Source organism: Halomonas sp. HL-93 (assembly GCF_900086985.1).
Lineage (GTDB): Bacteria > Pseudomonadota > Gammaproteobacteria > Pseudomonadales > Halomonadaceae > Vreelandella.
The window spans coordinates 245730-266394 of the sequence record NZ_LT593974.1; the positions used below are offsets into that span (position 1 = coordinate 245730).

At 54.3% G+C, this 20665-nt stretch carries 18 protein-coding genes; 15 read left to right on the forward strand and 3 right to left on the reverse strand.

Annotation, left to right across the window (positions count from 1 at the left end; genetic code table 11):
• The first annotated feature begins 55 nt into the window (after positions 1 to 55).
• Complete coding sequence (locus GA0071314_RS01110) at positions 56 to 577, forward strand: DUF4410 domain-containing protein (RefSeq protein ID WP_074394918.1); 522 nt, start codon at positions 56 to 58, stop codon at positions 575 to 577.
• A 270-nt stretch (positions 578 to 847) separates the two neighbouring features.
• On the opposite strand, the gene GA0071314_RS01115 is transcribed toward GA0071314_RS01110, so the two are convergent.
• The gene (locus tag GA0071314_RS01115) at positions 848 to 1756 is read right to left on the reverse strand and encodes a LysR substrate-binding domain-containing protein (RefSeq protein WP_074394919.1); all 909 of its coding nucleotides are present in this window, start codon (positions 1754 to 1756) and stop codon (positions 848 to 850) included.
• A 177-nt stretch (positions 1757 to 1933) separates the two neighbouring features.
• Between GA0071314_RS01115 and GA0071314_RS01120 the strand changes: the two genes are divergently transcribed.
• The 7 genes from GA0071314_RS01120 (at position 1934) to GA0071314_RS01150 (ending at position 8715) form a co-directional block, all read left to right on the forward strand.
• Positions 1934 to 2734 (forward strand): citryl-CoA lyase, encoded by an 801-nt coding sequence (locus GA0071314_RS01120; RefSeq protein WP_074394920.1) that lies wholly within the window; start codon positions 1934 to 1936, stop codon positions 2732 to 2734.
• 11 nt (positions 2735 to 2745) lie between these two features.
• Entirely contained in the window at positions 2746 to 3888 is a 1143-nt protein-coding gene (locus GA0071314_RS01125) for a CaiB/BaiF CoA transferase family protein (RefSeq protein WP_074394921.1), read from the forward strand.
• Between the two features lie 93 nt (positions 3889 to 3981).
• Complete coding sequence (locus GA0071314_RS01130; RefSeq protein ID WP_074394922.1) at positions 3982 to 4923, forward strand: dioxygenase family protein; 942 nt, start codon at positions 3982 to 3984, stop codon at positions 4921 to 4923.
• A 64-nt stretch (positions 4924 to 4987) separates the two neighbouring features.
• Positions 4988 to 6097: a C4-dicarboxylate TRAP transporter substrate-binding protein gene (locus GA0071314_RS01135; RefSeq protein ID WP_082934167.1), complete on the forward strand. Its 1110-nt coding sequence runs from the start codon at positions 4988 to 4990 to the stop codon at positions 6095 to 6097.
• A gap of 81 nt (positions 6098 to 6178) precedes the next feature.
• Entirely contained in the window at positions 6179 to 6760 is a 582-nt protein-coding gene (locus tag GA0071314_RS01140; protein ID WP_074394923.1) for a TRAP transporter small permease subunit, read from the forward strand.
• A complete protein-coding gene (locus GA0071314_RS01145; protein ID WP_074394924.1) occupies positions 6757 to 8079 on the forward strand; it encodes a TRAP transporter large permease in 1323 nt (440 codons plus the stop codon). The genes GA0071314_RS01140 and GA0071314_RS01145 overlap by 4 nt, the downstream gene beginning before the upstream one ends.
• A gap of 36 nt (positions 8080 to 8115) precedes the next feature.
• Positions 8116 to 8715 carry a malonic semialdehyde reductase gene (locus GA0071314_RS01150; RefSeq protein ID WP_074394925.1) on the forward strand — a complete coding sequence of 200 codons (600 nt, stop codon included), beginning with the start codon at positions 8116 to 8118 and terminating at the stop codon, positions 8713 to 8715.
• Positions 8716 to 8850: 135 nt separating this feature from the next.
• On the opposite strand, the gene GA0071314_RS01155 is transcribed toward GA0071314_RS01150, so the two are convergent.
• Positions 8851 to 9372, reverse strand: a complete 522-nt coding sequence (locus GA0071314_RS01155; RefSeq protein WP_074394926.1) for a DUF805 domain-containing protein — start codon at positions 9370 to 9372, stop codon at positions 8851 to 8853.
• Positions 9373 to 9849: 477 nt separating this feature from the next.
• Here GA0071314_RS01155 and nfsA point away from each other — a divergent pair, with 477 nt between their 5' ends.
• Positions 9850 to 10581: an oxygen-insensitive NADPH nitroreductase gene (gene nfsA, locus GA0071314_RS01160; RefSeq protein WP_074394927.1), complete on the forward strand. Its 732-nt coding sequence runs from the start codon at positions 9850 to 9852 to the stop codon at positions 10579 to 10581.
• A 145-nt stretch (positions 10582 to 10726) separates the two neighbouring features.
• On the opposite strand, the gene GA0071314_RS01165 is transcribed toward nfsA, so the two are convergent.
• Complete coding sequence (locus GA0071314_RS01165; RefSeq protein WP_074394928.1) at positions 10727 to 11290, reverse strand: flavin reductase family protein; 564 nt, start codon at positions 11288 to 11290, stop codon at positions 10727 to 10729.
• A gap of 422 nt (positions 11291 to 11712) precedes the next feature.
• Here GA0071314_RS01165 and GA0071314_RS01175 point away from each other — a divergent pair, with 422 nt between their 5' ends.
• From GA0071314_RS01175 to GA0071314_RS01200, 6 genes are all read left to right on the forward strand, one after another.
• Positions 11713 to 12942, forward strand: a complete 1230-nt coding sequence (locus tag GA0071314_RS01175) for a CaiB/BaiF CoA transferase family protein (RefSeq protein ID WP_074394929.1) — start codon at positions 11713 to 11715, stop codon at positions 12940 to 12942.
• A complete protein-coding gene (locus GA0071314_RS01180; RefSeq protein ID WP_082934168.1) occupies positions 12939 to 14318 on the forward strand; it encodes an MmgE/PrpD family protein in 1380 nt (459 codons plus the stop codon). The genes GA0071314_RS01175 and GA0071314_RS01180 overlap by 4 nt, the downstream gene beginning before the upstream one ends.
• 107 nt (positions 14319 to 14425) lie before the next feature.
• Positions 14426 to 15409 (forward strand): tripartite tricarboxylate transporter substrate binding protein, encoded by a 984-nt coding sequence (locus GA0071314_RS01185; RefSeq protein WP_074394930.1) that lies wholly within the window; start codon positions 14426 to 14428, stop codon positions 15407 to 15409.
• Between the two features lie 228 nt (positions 15410 to 15637).
• A complete protein-coding gene (locus GA0071314_RS01190; protein WP_074394931.1) occupies positions 15638 to 16435 on the forward strand; it encodes an enoyl-CoA hydratase/isomerase family protein in 798 nt (265 codons plus the stop codon).
• Positions 16432 to 18558, forward strand: coding sequence for an acetate--CoA ligase family protein (locus GA0071314_RS01195; RefSeq protein ID WP_074394932.1), 2127 nt, complete (start codon positions 16432 to 16434; stop codon positions 18556 to 18558). Before GA0071314_RS01190 ends, GA0071314_RS01195 begins: the two co-directional genes overlap by 4 nt.
• Complete coding sequence (locus GA0071314_RS01200; protein WP_074394933.1) at positions 18551 to 20662, forward strand: 3-hydroxyacyl-CoA dehydrogenase NAD-binding domain-containing protein; 2112 nt, start codon at positions 18551 to 18553, stop codon at positions 20660 to 20662. Before GA0071314_RS01195 ends, GA0071314_RS01200 begins: the two co-directional genes overlap by 8 nt.
• The last annotated feature ends 3 nt before the right edge of the window (positions 20663 to 20665 follow it).

Genomic DNA, 20665 nt, shown 5'->3' on the forward strand with positions numbered 1-20665 from the left:
TGAGGAGTCTAATAATTCCTAGGGTATTAATTAAAAGAAAAGGGAGCTAAGAGAAATGATGAGATATTTGCTGATTGCCGTTGTTGTGCTGCTTGTTTCGGGCTGCGGATCAGCCCAAGTGAGGACAGACCAAGCGGCTGCGCCACTCGATAGATATACGCAATTTCATGTGGACAACGTCGACGTCAGTTCGACCGAGAAAGGTGAGAAATTTGCCACGCTTAATGAGGAGTTTGATGAGTATGCGACCAGTCGCCTACTTGGAGTGATCAAGGAAGCTGGACGCTTCCAGCTCGCCACTGACGAGCAAGTATCAGAGGTAAGTACGATAGTCGCAGAGGCAAATATCGATGTCACTTATGGAAGCAGAGCAAAGCGGTATTGGGTAGGATTTGGCGCTGGGAAAGGAACCGTGCGCTCTACGCTTGTGCTACGTGATGCAGTCAGCGAAGAGACGTTGTTACAGTTATCCAGCGATAGTGATTTAACCGTGGGGGCATTTGGTGGGAGCATGGATGCAACCATTCGGGATAATATTGATGAATTGATGGCCGAACTTAAGCAACAGCTATTATAGTTTCACGCCTAAATGTATCTTTTGGTCTTTGGTAATAAGTCTAGGCCAGCCGGTAAAGTGCTTTAGGCGATTACGCGTAGCGAGTCTATTATTTCGCTGGGTTGAAGCAATCGTTTTTTTAAGACTAAGAAAATTTTGAGGCCTTTTAGTGCTTCAGTGCTTCAGTGCTTCAGTGCTTCAGTGCTTCAGTGCTTCAGTGCTTATGTTTCTGTCGAAAAATAAGTGAAAGCGATGAGCACACAGCCTTGATTGAGTCGCCAAAAATCTTCGCTAGGGTGAGGTGTGGCTGATGATATGGATTCCCTGATTGACGACTTGTCGAATCGTGTCTGCCATAAAGCGGCTGACGGCTGAACGCTCGGTTTGCTGCGACCAGAGCAAGCCCGGCGTGCGTACTGGGGTGGGGCTTTCAATCGGAATAGCACTGACACCAGATTCACCGCTCAAGGCGTTTTCGGACACAATGCTACATAAATCGGTACGTCGTACCAGCTCGATCATGGGCGAGATAGCATTGAGCTCAGCCACAATTTGGGGCTGCGCGCCAGCCGCCTCGAAGCACTCATTAAGCATCTGGCGCGTCGAAAAGTGTGGCGCCAGCAGCGTCATACGCTGGCCGTTGAGTTCGACCATACGCAATCGCTTGCGTTTGGCAAGCGGGTGGTGGCTCGCGACGATTAGCTTGAGCTCTTCGTTATAGAGTGGCTCAAAACGAAGGCCGCGAGATACCGCTGGCCGGTATGAGATGCCCATATCTAAGCTTCCCCTGACTAGCCCCTCGCTGATCTGATCGCCGGAAAGTTCTTCCACGACCACTTTGACGTGCGGAAACCGCTGTATGAATACGGAAAGACACAGCGGGATAAGCTGTACGTTAAAACTGTGAGTCGCGGCGATGCGTAGCTCGCCGTGCAACTCTTCTGGGGCTGCCTTCATGGCGCCAAGCGTCTGATCGACCTGCTTCACAATCGGAGCCACATGCTTCTGAAAGCTCAGGCCTGCTTCAGTAATCACCACTTTTTTGCCGACTCGGGCAAACAGCGGCTGCCCTAGCTCTTCTTCTAACTGGCGGATTTGATGCGACAGCGTGGACTGGGTCACGTGCACGCGCTTGGCCGCGCTGGTGAAGTTAAGGGTCTCGGCAATGGCCAAGAAGTAGCGCATATGACGCAGTTCCATAAGCCAACCTCTACTATCGATGGATTAACGATCGATGGTATCGCTTATTTCTATAGAAATTAATCATTTTTATTCATTGTTACGTCCTCCTATATTCAGTGCTATCAAGCGTTATACACCCACGAACGCAAGCGCCATCGGCGCCTTACCCGTTCGTCTACATTCGCGGAGCGAGACATGAAGATAGGGCGCGAGACAATTCCAAAAACCGCCATAAGCACGTCGAACGCTGACACCATCGTGGTGCGGGGCAAAGACCTCAGCCAGGAGTTAATAGGCCAGACAACGTTTACCGACTACTTTTTAATGCTTTTGGATGGCCAGCCCGCGAGTGAGACACGGTGTCGCGTGCTGGATGCGACCCTGGTGGCGATTGCGGAACACGGGCTGGTGCCTAGCGTACAGGCGAGCCGCATGACGTATGCCGCGTCACCGGAAGCGCTACAAGGCGCTGTGGCGGCGGGGTTACTGGGCTGTGGTTCGGTGATTTTAGGCGCGTCCCAAGCCGCGGGGGAGCTATTTGATCGCATTGGGCAAGTAGCTGACGGCGGTAAGTCGCTTGAGCAAGCGGTGCACGATGTGATCACTGATCTGCGCGCCAAGCGGGAGCCGATCCCCGGTTATGGCCACCCGCTACACAAAGAACGCGACCCACGCGTGGATGCGCTGTTTAACGTGGCTCGCGAGGCAGGTGCAGACCTACGCTATGTAGCTATCGCCGAAGCCGTTGAAAACGCCATTCCCGAGATCGTTGGCAAAACACTGAAGCTGAATGTCTCGGCGGCGATCCCTGCGGTGTTGCTGGGTGCAGGTTTCCCACTCAAAGCGCTGAGAGGTGTGCCGTTATTGGCCCGCACCGCTGGCCTTATCGCCCATCTGCTGGAAGAGTCCGAACAGCCGTGTGGCTTTGCGCTCTCCTACCAAGCGGCCCAACAGGTCGAATACACCGGTGAAGTTCCGCCGGGTTTCAAGCGCTAGGAGAGTAGCTCATGAGCAAAGTACTCGACGGTATTACGGTTATTGAGCAGGGCACGTTCATTACTGGGCCAGCGGCTGGAATGTTGTTGGCCGATCTAGGCGCCAACGTGATCAAGGTGGAAATGCCGGGTAAGGGCGATCCATTCCGGGCGTTTAAGGGCGGGCTATACAGTCCGCACTACCAGACTTACAACCGAAACAAACGCAGCATTGCGCTGAATACGAAAGAGCCCGAAGATCTCGAAACGTTTGACGCACTGATTCGTGATGCTGACGTTTATATCCAGAATTTCCGCCCCGGCACCGCGGAGCGGCTGGGAGCCGGTGAGAGTCGCTTAAGGACCATGAACCCAGGGCTTATTTATTGTGCCATTAGTGGTTTTGGGCAAGACGGCCCCTATGCGGCGCGCCCCAGCTACGACACGGTGGCCCAGGCGGCGAGTGGTTTTTTGAAGCTCTTGATTAACCCAGCAAACCCACGGGTCGTGGGGCCCGCGATGGCCGATGCGATGTCGGGCTTCTATGCCGCCTATGGCATTCTTGGTGCACTGGTGGAGCGTGGCCGCACTGGTAAAGGTCGCCGGGTAGACGTCTCCATGCTTGAGGCGATGTGCCACTTTAACCTTGATGCTTTTACCCATTACCTATCTGAAAACGAGGTGATGGGGCCTTACAGCCGTCCTCAGGTGTCTCAGTCCTACGTAATGGAGTGCGCCGACGGTAAATGGGTGGCGCTGCATATGTCCTCCCCCGAGAAGTTTTGGCAGGGCTTGGCGAACGCCATGGAGTATCCGGAGCTGCTGCAGGATGGACGCTTTGCGACACGCGAAGGGCGCATCGATAACCAGGAACAGATGATCGAGGTGCTCAAACAAGTATTCAAGCGCCATGACCGGACCACCTGGTGCCAACGCTTGGAAGCCGAGGATGTGCCCCACGCGCCGATGTACGACACCGATGAAGTGCTGGAAGACCCGCAGGTGAAGCACCTGCAACTGGAGGTGAGTACCCAGCACCCCACGATAGGCACTTTCCGAACGGTTCGATCGCCAGTGTCTTACGACGGTGTCAGGCCGCTAGAGGTGAGCGCGCCCCCTATTTTGAACGAGCATCATGATGAAATCATTCAAGAGCTGAAATTGCGCAAGCGCTGAATGAACCGTATCGCCGCGTTTAAGTGACAACTAATAACAAATCATCGTCAGTGGAGTGTCTAGCTGACACAACACTCCATAGGAGCGTTAATCATGTTCGACCTGCCCAGGAAAGAAGACATCGTCAACCATGGCATTCCCTCAACACCAGACGACATTACCGATATTGTCATCAAGGCATTTAGTCATACTCAAGATGACCGATTGAGGGAAATTCTTACGAGTTTGGTTAAGCACCTGCATGCGTTCGGGCGCGAGGTGAAGCTGACCGAGGAGGAGTTCACCGCCGCTATTAATGCCGTTACGCGCTTGGGCCATCTCACCAAAGATCGCCATAACGAGACCATGGTGATGTCGGATGCCCTGGGGTTCTCCACGCTGGTGATGATTATGAATCAAGACCGGACTGACGAGCAGATCTCTCCCGCGCTGCTGGGTCCGTTCTATACCCGCAAAGATCCGGAGTATCCGCTGGGGACCAATATTGCCCGCGATAAGCCCCGTGAGAACGACATTCCTCTATTTGTCTCGGGGCAGGTTAAAAGCCGCGATGGGCAACCGCTAGCCAATGCGCTTGTGGAAGTGTGGCAGGCTTCGCCGGAAGGGTTGTACGAAAATCAGGACGACCGTCAGCCACATATGAATCTGCGTGGCAAATTTCACACTGATGATAACGGCCACTATCACTTCCGCACGCTAAGGCCCGCCAGCTACCCCATTCCTACCCATGGCCTAGTGGGTGACATGCTACAAGCGCAGGGTCGTCACCCGTTTCGGGCGGCGCATATTCACTTCTGCGTTTCTGCAGAAGGCCACCAGACATTGGTGACGCAGATTTTCCCCAAAGATGACTTATTCATCGAGTCTGACTGTGTGTTTGGGGTGACCAGCGCCGATTTAGCCATGGATTTTCCTATGCATAACGATGGCAACGCCCCTGACGCTGATGTGATGGGCCCTTACAGCACACTCACCGCTGATTTTGACCTGTCGCCCGGCGAGTCACGCCTACCAGAATCCCCCATTGGTTCTTAAACCGATGAGCTGACCGATCTAACCGATGGACGCACAACAATAACGTCAACAAAAGAGTCATAACATGAAACTAATTACTACCATCGCCAAGCCTCGCCCTGCCATGACATTGAGCGCGTTAGCCTTATCCATGGCTATCGCACCCTCGCCAGTGAATGCCCAGGAAGTGATCAACCTAACCGTTGGCTCAAGCCATCCGACAACGATTCCTTGGGTGGGTATGATTCCGGATGTGTTCATTAAAAAGGTGAACGAGGTCTTGGAAGAAGAAGGCGAGTACCAAGTCAATTGGACCGAAGCCTACGCCGGCCAGCTTTATGGCACCAACGCCACGCTTACTTCTATTCAAGACGGCATTGCCGATATTGGTTGGGTGTTCAGCTATCTGGAAGGGTCACGGATGCCACTATCGCAGATCAGCGCCTATACCCCGTTCACCACCAGCGACCCGGAGCTGATGCTTGAAGTGATGAACGATCTGGTGCGCTCGGAGCCCGCATTTCGGGCAGAGTGGGAAGATCATGACTTGGTCTTCTTGGGCGCTACCGCCTCGGATACCTACGATATTTATACCGACTTCCCCGTTGAGAGCCTCGACGACCTGGATGGTGCGCGGATTTCCGCCCCTGGTGTGTTGGGTGTGTGGTTAGAGCCGGTTGGCTCGGTGCCGGTAGACGGTACCTTGGCCAGTTACTACACGGATATTCAGACTGGGGTCTCCCAAGGAGTGGTGGGGCTAGCCACCGGTAACCTGTCCGCGCGTGTTTATGAGGTCGCGCCTTACATTACCCAGGCAAATCTCGGCGTGGTGTTTTCGGGTGGCTTGGCCATCAATCAGTTCACTTGGGATGGTTTACCCGAGTCTGTGCAAGACGCGCTAATGCAAGCGGGTGAAACCTATACCCTGGCGCACGGCCGTGATTTAGCCGAGCGCTACGAAAGCTCACTTGAACGTATGGTCGAGCTGGGGGCCGAGCAAAGCACACCGGTACAAATCAATACGCTTTCCGACGAGGAGCGTCAGGAGTGGATTGACGGTATGCCGGACTTGGCGAACCAGTGGATCGAGCGAAACGAAGAGCGCGGCTTACCCGCCAGAGAGCTACTCGAAACGTACATGGACGCCATGCGTGAGCGCGGACATGAGCCTGAACGGGCTTGGGACCAGGAATAACACCTGACCGGTCTTGTGATTCAACTCAATGTCAGGATTCTGCCCGTTAGCAGGCGGGCAGAATGCCAGGAGTAGCGGGCAATGTCTTTTTCTCTGAAGACTCTAATTCTGGGGCGCAGGTGGGGCCACGGCCAGCACAATAGCCTGTTTGGTTATCTAGTGGACGGTCTCAATGCCATCGGTTCCCTACTGATCTTCGCCATTATGGCGATGATTGTTATCGATGTACTGTCGCGAAACCTCTTCAACCTCCCGATTGCTGGGGTGGCCGAACTGGTCGCGGCCTCCATCGTGATGATCGTGTTTCTACAATTGCCGGGCACCCTGAGACACAACCGCATGGCCCAGGCAGATATCTTTATCGCCGGTTTTACGGAAAAGCATCCTCGCCTTGGCCACCTGGTGCAGTGTGTGTTCTTTTTGGCGGGGGCCTACATGCTCTATATCGTCTTTACCGGCACGTTGCCCACCTTCCTACGCGCTTGGGAGCGCAACCAGTTCATGGGCGTGGAGGGGGTGTTCACCTTTCCGGTTTGGCCCATCCGTTTTGTCATCATTAGCTGCGCTGCGATCACCGTCGCTCAGTACCTGCTGCTGTCACTTCAGTCTTTGTGGCTGGCCTGGCGTGGGCAAGTCAGTCTGACTGAGGAGGTCAAGCAATGACAGGTCTTGAAATCGGCATGATCGCCGTTGTACTCATGCTGGCACTCATCTACTTTGGCATGCACATTAGCATCGCACTGATGCTGGTCTCGTTTTTGGCAATTTCTGCCTTGCGCAACCCGGAACTGGCGACACGCATGGTGGCTGCCGCCGCCAACGATTCGCTGGGAAGCTACCTCTACGGGGTGGTGCCTTTGTTTGTCTTGATGGGGCTGCTGGTGGTGATATCCGGTGTGGGCCGGGACACATTTGATGTCTTCCAGTGGTTTACCCGCAAAATACGCGGCGGCTTAGGCATTGCCACCGTGGGCGCCAATGGTATTTTTGCCTCGATCACTGGGATTAGTGTGGCGTCGGCGGCGGTGTTCACTAAGGTGGCCGTGCCGGAAATGCGCCGCCATGGCTACACGTCCAAGTTTTCGGTGGGCGTTGTGGCCGGCAGTTCTGTACTGGGCATGCTCATTCCCCCCTCGTTACTAATGATTGTTTATGGCGTACTTGCCGAGCAGTCTGTCGGGCGGATGTTTATTGCCGGTATTATTCCCGGCATTTTGTTGGCGGTGTCATTTTGTCTGGTCATTTTACTGCTTGCTTACTTCCGGCCAAGTTTTATGCTGCAGCCGCAGGGGGCGGTGGAAGATACCGTGGTAATGGATGAAACACCGCTGTCGCTGTTTCTTAAGCTCGTGCCTATTTTCGCGCTGATGCTGCTGGTACTGGGTGGGCTTTATTCAGGGTTCTTTACCCCGACAGAAGCGGGTGGGGTAGGTGCCTTTGGCGCGCTGTTGTTGGCGCTGCTCAAGCGGCGTCTGAGTCCATCAAAGTTTTATCAAGTCCTCGGCGAAACGGGCTATGTGGCCGTCTCGATACTGTTTTTGATTCTTGCAGCGTCGCTCTACAGCCGGATGCTCTCTCTGACCGGGTTACCGTTAGCGATTGCCCAGTGGGTAACAGCGATGGAGCTCACGGCCTACCATTTCCTATTCCTCTACCTGCTCGTTGTTATCCTTATGGGCTGTATTATCGATTCAGTTTCGATCATGTTGATCGTACTGCCCATCGTACTGCCCATCGCCCAGTTTTTCGGTATGGACTTGATCTGGTTTGGGGTCCTTACAGTCGTCGCGGTAGAGATAGGTTTGATTACGCCGCCGTTCGGTATATCGGTTTATACGGTAAAAGCCGCGCTTGATGACCGTACAGTGCCTGTAAAGGAAATATTTAAAGGCGTCGTGCCTTTCTTTGCGGCAATGATGTTTGTGTTGTTGATCCTGGCACTGTTCCCAGTGCTATCCACCTACTTAGCGTATCGCTACTAAGCTCACCGCGCCCAAGTAAGAGAAAGGAGAATCATAATGACACCAGGTGTACTGGGTAGCCCAGCGCTGAAACAGTTGTTTATTGACGCTCGAACACACGCATACTGGCAGCAACGGTCAGTTAGTGACGATACGCTGCGTGAGCTGTATGACGTAATGAAAATGGCGCCGACGAGTGTGAATTGCAGCCCATTACGTATCCTCTTTCTGCGCACCCGGCAGGCTAAAGAGAAGCTGCTGCCGGCCCTGAAAGAGGGCAATCATCGTAAAGTGGAGGAGGCCCCGGTAACGGCAATATTGGCCTATGACAGGCGTTTTCATGAACACTTGCCAGCATTGTTTCCCCATGCAGATGCCAAAGCGTGGTTTGTCGGTAATGAGCCCTATCGTGAAGAGACCGCTTTTCGTAACAGTAGCCTACAAGGCGGCTATTTCATTCTCGCCGCGCGTGCCCTGGGGCTGGATGTTGGCCCTTTGTCAGGCTTTGATAACGACAAGGTAGATGATCTTTTTTTCGCCGATGATGGCACCCACTACCGCAGCAACTTTCTGTGCAACCTGGGGTACGGTGACGATACGAAACTGCACCCTCGTAGCCCCAGGTTGGCATTCGAACAAGCTTGCCAACTGCTGTAGTGGTCCATCCATCAAAAATGGGCGGCCAGGTAAATAGGTAGCGAGTAATGGGCCTTAACAATGGTCGTCAGTGATGACGTTATTCGTTACTCCTCAGCTTATTATCGGGGAGCTAACGAACTCCAGTTAACTGGCTTACGGGTAGTAAGAAGGTGTTGACTGGAGAGATGAAAAACCAATTATCATGATAGAGGTAAAGATGATTGTGATGAGCACTATGCCTACTTTAACATTATCGCTGGGTGCAGGAGGCTGTTGTCCGTAGCTATTGTCACCTTTCGTTCCAGGGGCAAACAAGAGAACTAACATTAATATAATATTGGCAATAGGAAAAAAGGCTGCCAAGACCCACCAGCCAGTGGCATCAAGATCATTTAGACGCCTAATGGGAATAATGAAGTTCATCACCAGGGCGACTCCGCCTATTAAGAACGTTATAAAGGTCATTAATATGGTGATGCCGTCGCGATGAAGTATCAGACCAGTGCTGATGGTGAGTAGAATTGCCAAGGCGGGCAGTAAGTTAATGAGGTTGAAAAACAGCAAAAAGTGCAGTCGCCCTATTCTGCCGCTACCTGCGAACAATTTTGGGGTAGTTTCTTTTTCTGAGCTAACCTCTTCCTGTGAAGAAGTGTTTTCGAGAGTTGACTCGTTCATTTCAGGTTCTCTTGATTTCTAAAATCGTGTGTGCCCCGTCGCCTTCAGTTAAACCCGTAACGTATAGCGAAGGCATTATTGTGCGGACCACCCGTGGCCGCTACTTAAAGCCAGTTCTTTGCTTTTTCTTTATTTCCTAAAGAGCCGATGGCGCTAGCAGTTTAGTCTTTGATGCGTTCTAGGCTGCTAACGTTGTTAAATGCACTGATAGGAAGTGTTTATAAATTCTTAGGGTGGCTGCGAAAAAGCGAAAGCTACCATACGGAAAAAATACAGATTAGGGAACGCCTAACGTTAAAGAGACAGAAAACTCGTACGCAATGTAAGAAATATCTTACATATTTAGGAGTGATGTAGATAAATGCATGGTTTATTTTTTCGTGATAGAACAGCGCTAGACGCTACTATGTGCAGTGACTTAAGTACGTAACAGGTTATGCCGTTATAGTGTGTGTTTTTTTAGAAACGGAGAAGCCGATGAACGACGTTATCAAGCTGCTAACCTCACACCGCTCGATCCGCAAATTTGAGCAGCGGGAAATGCCGGAGGGACTGCTTGTCGAATTAATCCGCGCGGGGCAAGCGGCTGCCACCTCTAGCCATATTCAGGCCTACAGTGTGATGCGTGTCACTGACATGGCTATCCGGGATCAGTTGGTTGAGCTAACCGGCGGCCAGGGCTATGTGGCGAGCTGCAGTGAGTTTTTGGTGTTTTGTGCCGATATGAAGCGCCCGCTTGAGGCTGCCGAGCGCACCGGTGAAGATGTGGTAAGCGGCATGACCGAGCAGTTGCTGGTCGCCACGGTGGATGTATCGCTGGTGGCGCAAAATGTGGCCATCGCGGCGGAGTCGGAAGGGCTTGGCATCTGCTATATCGGTGGGATACGCAATAATCCCCAGGCCGTCAGTGACCTGTTGGACCTGCCGACGCATGTCTACCCGGTATTTGGCATGTGCATCGGCTATCCCGCTCATGACCCCGATGTTAAGCCCCGTCTACCGGTTGAAGCGGTGCTCAAAGAAAATCATTACCGCGACGACATTGAACAAGTGGCAGCCTTTGATCAAACCATGCAGGCTTACTATCAGGCCCGCAAAGGCGGCAACAAAGACACGGACTGGTCGCACAACCTAACGCCGTTGTTCACGCAGAAGCTGCGCCCACACATGCGTGAATTTCTGATCGAGAAAGGATTTAAGATGAAGTGAGGGCACACCTGCTGACGGTAAGCCAAGGTAGTTGCTTCTCTCTGCCAACCCGCAATTGGACGGTTGCTTAGCCAGCAATTAGACGGTGTGATAGCCCGCAATTGGACGCTGCGCAGAGGCAAGCTATGGGCACGGCTTATCTACCTTAGACAAGCATCGACGGTTTGAACAATGCAGTACGGTCGATGGTGTTGCCTGACAGCAGGAACTCCCCCATGCCCCGGTAATGCAGTGATTCTTCATTATCTGCCGAGGGAGCCGCATGGGCTTTAACGACCTCAAAGATAAACAGGTTGTAGGGTTCAATCATGGCGTCATCGTAAAGCCTGCACTCGAAAGACGCATAGCACTCTTCGATCAGTGGCGCACCGACCTTGGAGGCTTTGCCAGGGGTAAGGCCAAACGCTTTGAACTTGTCGACTTCGCTACCGGAGCAGTTGCCGATACCCACCACCATATCGACAAGCGACGCGGCAGGAATATTGATGACACATTCCCCGCTATTAAGCACAAGCTCGTGGGAGTGATTTCCGGCAGCGATAACGCACCCGATGAGCGAGGGCAAAAACGCCATGACCGTATGCCAACCCATGGTCATGATGTTGGTTTGTTGTCGCCATTGCGATGAGACCAGCACAATCGGGCCAGGCTCAAGAAAGTGCCTGATATTCGAGACAGGAAAATCTTCCTTCATAATCGGTTGTGGCATAAACGACCTCCGATTAGATGGGGTTAGGCAGTCGGGCGGCGCATCAAGGTCATCAATACCCCGGCACCGATTAAGCTACCTGCGCCGCAGCGATGAAGCAGTCTCCGAAACTTGGCGGTCATTAGTTGTCGGCTTATAGTGATAGAAAACTGATTGTAAGGGATAGCACCGATGCAGTAGATGCATCTGGGGAAAAGGCGCCAAATGCGTTTCTGTTGGGTTAGTTCTAGGCCGCTAGTGCCGTGATGCAGTGAGCCAAGAATAATTCCGCACTAAGCTCCTGCTCAGCGAACCATTTGTTAAGCGTAACCTGATTTTTTGTCAGTGCAAACGCTCAGTTTATTTATGCATTGTTAATACACTATAGGTCGGTGAGTGATTTATGCCGATCAATAACAATGAGTAATATCACTGAGGTCGACATGTCTTCCCCGTTCGAAAACATCCGCGTTGTTGATGCTACCCACGTATTGGCCGGCCCCTTTGCTACCTACCAGATGGCGGTGCTGGGTGCAGACGTGATCAAGGTTGAGTCACCCAACGATCCTGATCAAGCGCGTATGCAAGGGACTGACCGCGCGCTCAATGACCAGGGGCTGGGCACTGCCTTTATGTCACAAGCCAGCAATAAGAAAGCCGTGGCGATCGATTTTAAAAACACTGCCGGACGTGACGCGTTAAAGAAGCTACTCGTTACTGCGGACGTATTTGTCGAAAACTACCGACCAGGGGCATTAGAGAAGCTTGGATTGGGCTATGAAACGCTTAAAAAGCTCAACCCCAAGCTGATCTACTGCTCCATTTCCGCTTTTGGCAGCACCGGCCCCCGCCGGGAGCTCACCGCTTACGATAATGTTATCCAAGCCTACTCGGGCATGATGGCGATGACTGGCGACCAGCATACCGGCCCGCTAAAAAGTGGCGCGCCGGTGGTGGATTATGCTACCGGCACTACGGCCGCGTTTGCCATCTCAACGGCCCTGTTTCAGCGGGAACGCAACGGCGGTAAAGGACAGTTTGTGGATGTATCGATGTCTGAGACGGCGCTTATGCTCTCCAGCCCCTACTTAACGGCGTTGCTATGGAACGGCAAAAAACCAGAGCCCAAAGGCAATACCTTTCCCTTCGCCACCATTGGCTGCTACCAAGCGTCTGATCAGCCGTTAATGATTGCCGCCTCTAACTTGACTCAGCAAAAACGCTTATGGACGGCCCTGGGTAGGGAGGACATGATTAAACAGAATAATAATCAACGCCTTGATAACCACGCTGAGGAAGCAAAGGTGATAGCCGAGATTATTAGCACGATGACCGCCGATTACTGGGAAGCGTTTTTGCAGAAACGAAGGATTCCGGCTTCACGAATTAGGCGACTAGAAGAAACACTTGCGGATCCGCACGTTCATTCAAGGGGCGTCTTGCGTACTCAGCCGCTAAGCCCTGACGCTGAACATGAGCTAACTGTGCCGGTGTCAGCGTTTTGCATGTCCGAGGGCACCCGGGGCATTACGTCACCACCGCAAAAAGTGGGCGCTCAAACCGCCGAGGTACTGATGAGCTTAGGTTATTCAAAGCAGGATTTAGCGGCACTTATCGCAGATGGTGCAATAAGCGGGCCTTTAGAGAGGGGCGGTTCAGGAGATCGGTCTTGAATAACACCATGGCTAAACCGCTTGAGCGCCTGGCCCAGACTGCTGATCACTGGAACACCCGCCCGCTAGATGCTGAAATTGACTGGGCCGCTCGTCGGGCACTGCTGGACTGGTTCGCCACCACGCTACCGGGGTGCCGCCAAGCACCGGCCACGCTACTATCTGACGCCTTTGCCGCCACTCGTGGGGAGGGCAGGGCGGTGTGTTATGTGGATGGGCGTCTGGGGTCGCCACGTTACGCCGCTTTGCTAAATGCCACGGCGAGCCACACCGTTGAGTTTGACGACATCTTCAAGGATGGCGGCTACCACCCAGGTAGTTCAACGATTGCGGCTGCATTGGCCGTTGCGCAAGATACCCAGGCTACCCGTGAGCAGCTTCATCGGGCCATTATTGGCGGATATGAAGTGGGCTGCCGCATTGCTCTCGCCATACAGCCAAGCCACTATCGCTTCTGGCACACCTCCGCCACGGTGGGCACCATTGGGTCGGCGGTCTCAACTGCGATGCTGCTCGGCGCCACTTCAAAGCAAATCGCACACGCCATAGCGCTGGCCAGTAGCTTTGCCGGCGGGCATCAGCAGAACTTGCAGGGCGAGGGCATGGCCAAAGCACTGCATGCCGGCCACGCCGCTGATGCAGGGTTGATGGCCGGAATGGCCGCGGCAAAAGGGGTAACCGCATCGCTTGACAGTCTACATGCCAGCAATGGATTTGCGGCTGCCACTAGCGACTCAAATGGCAATTGGGACGCAGCGCTAGAGGGGCTTGATGACTGGACACCGATTACCCGCATGACGGTGAAAAACCATGGCTGTTGCGGCCATATTTTTCCCGCGCTGGATGGCTTGAAAGCACTGCAAGCCTCCGCGCCCATTATAGCGGAGAGCATTGAATCCATCCATATCGAAGGCTACGGCGCGACCTACTCGATGTGCAATCGTCCTACCCCTTCATCAGCTCAAGAGGCGCGCTTCAGTATTCAGTACTGTATCGCCGCTTACTTGGTGCTGGGCAAGGTTAGGCTGCAAGCCTTCGAGCCGCCGGCGCTGGAAGATGCTCGTATCCGCGCGTTAATGCCCAAGGTGAGTGTCGCAGAACGCGCCGATATTGCGGCCCGATACCCCCGCCAGCGGATGGCCAATATTATCGTCACCACCGTCGATGGCAATAGCTACCAACATTGGCAAGAAACACGAAAAGGGGATCCTGAGGATCCCATGACCGACGCTGAACTGCTCGAAAAATATCAGGAGCTAGTAAGTAACTTGCTATCAGCTTCCTCACGGCAAGCGCTTCAATACACCGTGATGTCAACTAACTTACTGCCAGGGGCGTTTGAGTTGCATGGTTTCGAGACTCCAACAATAAGTTAATCAACCCCCAATGTATCGTTGGTGGTCGATAACTTTAGGCTGTGCCAGCATTCATTAAGTGATAGTGATCACTACCATTACAAAAGTATTCAATAATGAGGTAGAAAATGTTTAAAGATAAAAAGAAGTTTGCATCCCTTGTTCTATCGAGCATTGCCGCTACGTCATTTATGTCAGCAAGCACCTTGGCAACTGCTAATGACGGTGAGTGGCCTCAGGATGACGTTCGGGTGATTATGCACACCAAAGCAGGTGGTTCTGCCGATGTCTTTATGCGAACACTTGCAGAGTCATTAGAGTCCCAGACTGGCCAGTCGATTACAGTGATTAATTCGCCCGGCGGTGGAGGTGCCAGTCAAATGACGCGGGTACGCGCTGCTGAGCCTGATGGCTTAACGCTGGGTATAAATACGCTTTCACACTTCACCGGCATGCTAACGAACTTGGAAGGCGTGTTTTCCATTGACGACTTTGAGTGGATAGCGACTGCACAGTCTGATCCCAACTTAATCTGGACGCGTACCGACTCACCAATAGACGATCTAGATGCATTAATTGAAGCAGCCGAGCAAAGCGATGAAAAAGTTACCGTCGGTGGATTTGGGTCGCAAGGCTCCACTCAGCATATTGGACTTAGCATGCTCGAAAATGTTGCCGATGTAGAGTTTGAGTGGGTTCCTTTCAATTCAACGCCTGATATTGTTTCGGCTGTGCTGGGCGGACATGTTGATGTGGGTATGTCCAACTTAAGCGGAGCTCAGTCCTACTTTGAAGCGGATCGCTTAAAGGGGCTTGGGGTGCATGGGGAGGATCGTTTAGATGGCCTCCCCGATGTTGCTACTTTTGAAGAGCAGGGCTACAACGTCGACTCAAGCTGGGTGCAGGTGAGGGGGGTATTTGGCCCAGCTGGTATCCCTATGGAAACACAACAGCAAATTGCTGATGCGTTTCACGAAGCCATGCAGACCGAGCATTACCAAGACTATGCGCGTAGCGCTGGGGTTACCGACTCGTCGATGGGGCCAGAAGAGTTCACCGAGTTTGCCAGTCAAATTAGTGAAACAGCTCAGAAAGAGCTAGATAAAGACTAATAAAATTTTGGCTATTTAAAAAGATAGGCGGCGAATTTTTTCGTCGCCTATTAATGCCTTGAACGATAAATTATTTGCCTCTCCTTTTTTACTATCCTTCTTTTTTTCATAACAATTTAATAGGCATCCCCTTATTTTTAATTAATTGTGGAAGTGGGGGTTTATTGACAAGATTGTTATCTGTGTTTTTTTAATTTCGTGAATAACAACTTATTATAGGATGTTTTTATGACTCAAGATTCGTTAGTGTCCTGTTCTATTCAAAACGGCATTGCTCTGCTAACGCTAAATCGCCCCGACAAGCGCAACGCTATGAGCGATGCTATGCGCGCTGAGTTAGTGGCCCATTTACTTGATCTTCGTACTGACCGCTCGGTACGCGCCGTTGTACTAACCGGAAGTGGCAAAGGGTTTTGCGCGGGCGGTGATATCGCGGGTATGAAAACGCGCATGGAAGCCGACCCCGCCACCGTTGGCTTTAACGGCTGGGAGCGCCAGCAGGGCGTTCACTACGCAGCGAGCCTGCTGCTGAATTTACCCATTCCGACGGTGGCGGCTGTGAACGGCGCCGCCGCAGGCTTGGGCGCAGATTTAGCGCTCTCCTGCGATTTCGTGATTGCCTCTGACTATGCCCACTTTACCTGGGCTTATATTGCCCGCGGGCTGATTCCAGACGGCGGTGGCATGTACTTCTTGCCACGCCGGGTAGGGCTAGCACGCGCCAAAGCGCTGATCTTTAGCGGTCGGCGGGTCAATGCCGATGAGGCGCTGCAGCTCGGGATTGCTGATCAGCGCTGTAGTGCTGATGAATTGCTTAGCACCGCCCACACCATGGCGGAAGAGATGAGCAGCGGGTCACGCACGGCGGTGGCGTTGACCAAATCGATTATTAATAAAAGCTACGAAATGTCTGAAAGCCAAGTGTTCGCCGAAGGCAGTAAAGCGCAGGGCATCTGCTACACCTCCGAAGAGCACCGTGCCTCGGTGCAGGCATTCCTTGATCGTATGAAGGAGGCTCCACAATGAGCCAGATCCACGCCCTCCTAAATCCTAAGAGTATCGCGGTTATCGGTGCCTCCGCAGACCCCAAAAAAACCTCCGGGTTGCCAGTCTCTTATTTGCTTAAGCACGGTTTTAAAGGCCCGATTTACCCGGTTAACCCGAAAGCCACCGAGATTCAGGGGCTGACCTGTTACCCCAGTGTCGAAGCACTGCCCGAAGCGCCCGATGTTGGTCTTGTGCTGCTGAATGCCAAGCGCAGTATCGACGCCGTGCGCTCCCTGGCCAAGATGGGCTGCCAAGCGGCGGTGGTATTGGCCAGCGGCTATGCCGAGGCTGGCGAGGAAGGCTTGGCGCTGCAGGATGAGTTAAAAGAGGCCGCAGGCTCCATGCGACTCCTCGGCCCTAATACCATCGGGTTGGTTAATTTATCGGCAGGCATTCCGCTCTCCGCCAGCGGTGCGCTGGAAGTTAGCGAACTGCCCAAGGGCAGTGTCGCGGTGGTTTCCCAAAGTGGCGGCATTCTGGGCGCGCTTCTGTCGCGGGCCGCTGGGCGTGGCATTGGTTTATCGTCGCTGATTGCCACCAGTAATGAGGTGGATTTGGAAGTCAGCGATTTTGTTGACTACTTGGTTGATGATCCGAACACCAAGGTGATTGCGCTCTATCTGGAGAGCGTTCGTCACCCGGCGCGTTTCCGTGAGGTTGCCCTGCGCGCGCGGGCGGCGGGCAAGCCGCTGGTGGTCTTCAAAATTGGCCGTTCCGAAGCCGGGGCCAGCGCAGCAAGCTCTCACACCGGTGCCCTGGCGGGGGAAGACCGGGTTTACGATGCCTTCTTCAGTGAGTTGGGGGTTATCCGGGTTAATACCTTTGACGAGTTCTTGGACGTGCCTGCGGTACTCGTTGCTGGCCGCCAACTGGCCGGGCGTCGGGTTGCGGTGCTGACCTCAACCGGGGGCGCCGGTACGCTGATTGCCGATAGCCTCGGCGTCAACGGCTTTGATACGCCCGCGCCTGATCATGCTACGGCAGAAAAACTGCGCGCCTTGCAAGGCGATACGCCGACCGCGCTAGACCGTAACCCCATTGATGTGACGCTGGCGGGGCTGCAGCCTGACTTGCTGCGCCAAGCTATTCGTATACTGCTGGAAAGCGATAGCTACGACGCCTTGATCGTGATTATTGGTTCCTCCGGGTTGGCGATGCCCGACCTTGTCGTGGGGGCCATCAGTGACAGCCTGGCGACCAACAATAAGCCGCTCCTGGCCTACGTTAGCCCTTACGCCCCAGGTACGCTGCAGCGCTTGAATCGTGCCTCGATCCCCGGCTTTAGCTCACCGGAGAGCTGCAGCGCGGTGCTGGAAGCACTGCACTTTATCGGCAGGCCTTTGCTTGGCGGCGGTGAGTCGCCCCAGGTAGCGCTACCCAATTTAACTGCCTTGCCTAAGGGCTCAATTGACGAGGCCACGGCGAAACAACTGTTCGCCCAGGCAGGCATTAACGTACCGCCCAGCCGGGTGGTGCACAGCCGCGAAGAGGCGGAACGCGCGGCCAAAGAGCTGGACGCCCCCGTGGTGCTCAAGGTGATGGATGCCAGCCTGATGCACAAAAGCGATATTGGTGGCGTTGCACTGCATTTAAATGCCGAGACGATTGGTCAGCGGTTTGATCAGATGGTGAGCGACGTTGAAGCCCAGGTTGCACGCCGCCCTGATACCTTCCTGGTGGAAGCCATGGTGACAGGTGGGCATGAGCTGATCCTCGGCGCTAACCGTGATGCGTTAGGGACGGCGATTCTGCTGGGTGCAGGTGGGGTCACGGCGGAGCTGTTTAAGGATACGACGATTCGCCTCTTACCTGAACAAGCGCCAGAGCAGGGCGGCCTAACCCTGGAGCAGGCGCGGGAAATGATGCAGCAGCTAACGACTTGGCCACTACTCGATGGCTATCGCGGTGCGCCACGGCGTGATACCGAAGCGCTTGCCCAAGCGATTGTCGCCTTCTCAGCCTTGGCCGCTGGGTTAGGTGACCGTCTGACCACTGCTGAAATTAATCCGCTGTTTGTGATGCCGGAAGGCCAAGGTGTTGTGGCCGCTGATGCGGTACTGGTAATTGAGGGTGGCGTGGAAGGAGGTGGCGCCCATGGCTGATTCATCCATCATTTCACCCACCACGGGCCGGGTGCACCTTAGCCAGGAAGGGCAAATTGCTATTATCACCCTGGATAACCCGCCGGTGAATAGCAGCAACGACGCGGTGCGCCGGGGCATTTTGGCTGCTTTGGAGAAGATTGATACGCAGCAGAGTCGCGCCGTGGTGCTGATGGGCAAAGGCCCGAACCTAATGGCGGGGGCCGACCTGCGCGAGTTGGCGCACGAGCCCACGGAACCAACGCTGCCCCAGGTCACCGGCGCGCTTAGCGCTTTTCCACTACCGGTGATTGCGGTGATTAGCGGCCATACCCTGGGGGGCGGCTTGGAGCTGGCATTGGCCTGCGATAGCCGCATCGCCACCCCCACCGCGCTGCTAGGCCTGCCTGAAGTTACGGTAGGCGTGATCCCTGGTGCAGGTGGCACCCAGCGCCTGCCCCGGGTGGTGGGCCTGCCCAAGGCGCTGGAGATGATTGTCTCCGGTAAACCTATTACGGCGGTTGAAGCTCACCACCTGGGGTTGGTCGATGAGCTGCTCCAGGCCGCCCAGGGGGAAGCCCGCGGGGACGAGCAGGAAGCAGAGGTAGTAAAGGCGGTAGTGGCTTATGCCAACCGCTATCAGGGCGGCAAACAACCGCTGGCAGCGCGCGACGTGCCTCCAGCGGATGCGCAAGCACTGCAAGCCTATATTGATAAGCTGCTAAAGCGCGCCCGTGGTTTGCCTGCCGCACCGGTCGCCGCCGAGATGGTAATGAAAGCGGCCACGCTCAGTTTTAGCGCCGCGATTGCCGAAGAGCGGGCCCAGTTTTTGGCCCTGCGCGGCAGCGAGTCGGCCCAAGCGCTGCGCTATCTGTTTTTTGCCGAGCGCGAAAAACCCTTTGTGCCCACCCAGCCGGTTAAGGCCGCGCCCATCACACGCATTTCAGTGGTAGGTGCAGGTACCATGGGCAGCGGGATTGCCCTTTGTGCACTTAATGCAGGCTATAGCGTCGATCTGGTGGAGTTAAATGAGCAGGCGCTTAAAGCGGGGGTGGCGCGGATTACTCAGGCGTTGGATGAAGGGGTTAAACGTCAGCGGTTAACCCAGGCGCAGCGTGATGACGCGCTATCCCGCCTGAAGCCTACTCAGGATTTACCCGAGGTGGCCGGTACTGACCTGGTCATTGAAGCCATTGTGGAAGACTTGGCCATCAAGCGCTCACTGTTTGCCGATTTGGCCCAGTGGGTTAGCGAAAGCACGCTGCTGGCCAGCAATACCTCCTACCTGGATATCGAGCAGATTGCCGAGGGTATTGCCCACCCGGATCGGGTACTGGGGCTGCATTTTTTCAGTCCTGCCGAGCGCATGCCGTTAATGGAGATCGTGCGCTGTAAAGCCACCAGCGAGCAGACCTTGAGCACCGCCGTGAGCGTTACGCGGCGGCTTAAGAAAAAAGCGATCGTGGTCGCCAATTCCTGGGGCTTTGTGGGCAACCGGCTCTACGCCGCCTATCGGCGCCAGTGCGAGTTCATGCTCGAAGAGGGAGCCAGCCCCGAGCAAGTCGATGCCGCTCTTGAAGCTTATGGCTTCGCCATGGGGCCTTTTAAAGTGGCGGATATGTCCGGATTGGATGTCGCCTGGAAAATGCGCCAGCAAACCGCCGACACTCGCCACCTTAGGCGCTATGTGGGCATACCAGATCGGATCTGCGAAGCGGGTCGTTTAGGGCGCAAAACCGGCAGCGGTTATTACCGCTATGACGACTCAAAGCGGCCGACTTCTGACCCGGAAGTCACCCAGATAATCGAACGTTACCGGGAAGAGCACGCCATCACGCCACAAGCCTTTAGTGAGCAGGACATCCAGCAGCGCGCTGTGCTTGCCTTGATCAACGAGGCCCTGCTTTTACTGGAAGAGGGCGTGTGCCGGCGGCCTGTGGATATTGATATTGCCTTGGTCAATGGCTACGGCTTCCCACGCTGGCGAGGCGGGCCTCTCTTTATTGCCCGCCAGATGAGTGGTAGCCAACTGGAGAGTGAGCTGGACAAGTTGGCTGAAACCAGTGGTAAAGGCCACCAGCGTGCAAACCCGCAGAGCTTGAAAGTTCAGGATTTCGAGGAGTGAGCA

Excerpts from the sequence above, each read along its gene's own strand:
- GA0071314_RS01110 (WP_074394918.1), top strand. The coding sequence starts at position 56 with ATGATGAGATATTTGCTGATTGCCGTTGTTGTGCTGCTTGTTTCGGGC.
- GA0071314_RS01115 (WP_074394919.1), bottom strand. The coding sequence starts at position 1,756 with ATGGAACTGCGTCATATGCGCTACTTCTTGGCCATTGCCGAGACCCTT.
- GA0071314_RS01120 (WP_074394920.1), top strand. The coding sequence starts at position 1,934 with ATGAAGATAGGGCGCGAGACAATTCCAAAAACCGCCATAAGCACGTCG.
- GA0071314_RS01125 (WP_074394921.1), top strand. The coding sequence starts at position 2,746 with ATGAGCAAAGTACTCGACGGTATTACGGTTATTGAGCAGGGCACGTTC.
- GA0071314_RS01130 (WP_074394922.1), top strand. The coding sequence starts at position 3,982 with ATGTTCGACCTGCCCAGGAAAGAAGACATCGTCAACCATGGCATTCCC.
- GA0071314_RS01135 (WP_082934167.1), top strand. The coding sequence starts at position 4,988 with ATGAAACTAATTACTACCATCGCCAAGCCTCGCCCTGCCATGACATTG.
- GA0071314_RS01140 (WP_074394923.1), top strand. The coding sequence starts at position 6,179 with ATGTCTTTTTCTCTGAAGACTCTAATTCTGGGGCGCAGGTGGGGCCAC.
- GA0071314_RS01145 (WP_074394924.1), top strand. The coding sequence starts at position 6,757 with ATGACAGGTCTTGAAATCGGCATGATCGCCGTTGTACTCATGCTGGCA.
- GA0071314_RS01150 (WP_074394925.1), top strand. The coding sequence starts at position 8,116 with ATGACACCAGGTGTACTGGGTAGCCCAGCGCTGAAACAGTTGTTTATT.
- GA0071314_RS01155 (WP_074394926.1), bottom strand. The coding sequence starts at position 9,372 with ATGAACGAGTCAACTCTCGAAAACACTTCTTCACAGGAAGAGGTTAGC.
- nfsA (WP_074394927.1), top strand. The coding sequence starts at position 9,850 with ATGAACGACGTTATCAAGCTGCTAACCTCACACCGCTCGATCCGCAAA.
- GA0071314_RS01165 (WP_074394928.1), bottom strand. The coding sequence starts at position 11,290 with ATGCCACAACCGATTATGAAGGAAGATTTTCCTGTCTCGAATATCAGG.
- GA0071314_RS01175 (WP_074394929.1), top strand. The coding sequence starts at position 11,713 with ATGTCTTCCCCGTTCGAAAACATCCGCGTTGTTGATGCTACCCACGTA.
- GA0071314_RS01185 (WP_074394930.1), top strand. The coding sequence starts at position 14,426 with ATGTTTAAAGATAAAAAGAAGTTTGCATCCCTTGTTCTATCGAGCATT.
- GA0071314_RS01190 (WP_074394931.1), top strand. The coding sequence starts at position 15,638 with ATGACTCAAGATTCGTTAGTGTCCTGTTCTATTCAAAACGGCATTGCT.
- GA0071314_RS01195 (WP_074394932.1), top strand. The coding sequence starts at position 16,432 with ATGAGCCAGATCCACGCCCTCCTAAATCCTAAGAGTATCGCGGTTATC.
- GA0071314_RS01200 (WP_074394933.1), top strand. The coding sequence starts at position 18,551 with ATGGCTGATTCATCCATCATTTCACCCACCACGGGCCGGGTGCACCTT.